Annotated in this window: 1 protein-coding gene; it reads right to left on the bottom strand. The window is 36.8% G+C overall.

The window, feature by feature from the left end; translation table 11 throughout:
* On the bottom strand, positions 1-261 hold a 261-nt coding region (locus tag R0J92_RS24100; protein WP_411053538.1), incomplete at both ends, for a hypothetical protein.

Below are 261 nucleotides of genomic sequence, written 5' to 3'. Positions count from 1 at the left end.
AGAAGCAACATACCTTAAAGCTACATCAGTCATTATCTCCTGTTTACCGAAGACATAATCGTTCATGTAAGATATTGCATTGGGCATCTTATAAATATGAGCCTTGTCTCCTAAAGCCAAAACTATCGGTTTTCCAGTATCTAGTTTGTCTTCAATCGCATCCAGTTCCTGTGGAGATAAAAGTACAGCATCTAATGAACCCTTTTTACCTTTATCGACAACAAGCTTTTTTATTACCTGATGGTATTTCCGAACATGGTA

It is taken from the genome of Tritonibacter sp. SIMBA_163 (assembly GCF_046535935.1).
Lineage (GTDB): Bacteria > Pseudomonadota > Alphaproteobacteria > Rhodobacterales > Rhodobacteraceae > Epibacterium > Epibacterium scottomollicae.
This window is presented reverse-complemented; position numbering and strand designations above follow the sequence as displayed.